This is a genomic window from Neobacillus paridis (assembly GCF_016765675.1).
Lineage (GTDB): Bacteria > Bacillota > Bacilli > Bacillales > Cytobacillaceae > Neobacillus > Neobacillus paridis.
In genome coordinates this window covers 1-611 of record NZ_JAESWB010000378.1, presented here as the reverse complement: position 1 = coordinate 611, position 611 = coordinate 1, and the positions used below count along the sequence as shown (strand labels likewise).

Below are 611 nucleotides of genomic sequence, written 5' to 3'. Positions count from 1 at the left end.
GAAACCGGTCATGGCGCCATCTGCGCCGCGGCTCAGTTCTTCCGGCAGGAACAGACCGCCGCCATTGCCAGCCAGGATGGACAGGCGGCGCACTTCGCCACGGTCGCTGGCGGCGCGGATGGCGCTCAGCTTGGCCAGGCCCGGACTGTCCTCGTGCTTGAGCATCACGCAGCTTGGGGAATTCTTCATGATGCGCAGCACCACCGGTGTGGCCATCTGCACGCCGGTTGAAACCGGATGGTCTTGCAGCACCCAGGGCACCTGGCTGCCCAGGGTTTCGCTGACCATGTCGAAATAGGCAATGATCTGGTCATCGGTGCGCAGCGTTGAGGCCGGCGCCACCATCACGCCGGCCGCGCCCATGTCCATCACGCTTTTTGCCAGCTCGCCCATGGGGGCAAAGCCGGGCGCGGAAGCGCCAACGATCACCGGCACGCGGCCACGGACCCGGTCCAGCACCCGCTTGGCGAATACCCGTGACTCCTCGGCGGTCAGCTTGGTGGCTTCGCCCATGATGCCGAGTATGGTCAGGCCGTCGACGCCACTGTCCAGGCAGAAGTCGACCATGCGGTCGGTGCTGTCGAGGTCGAGCGCACCGTCATCCGAGAATG

The 611-nt window shown here is 65.8% G+C and carries 1 protein-coding gene; it reads right to left on the bottom strand.

Translation table 11 applies throughout. The annotated features are described in order from the left end of the window. On the bottom strand, positions 1 to 611 hold a 611-nt coding region (locus tag JK635_RS29280), incomplete at both ends, for a dihydrodipicolinate synthase family protein (RefSeq protein WP_202656339.1).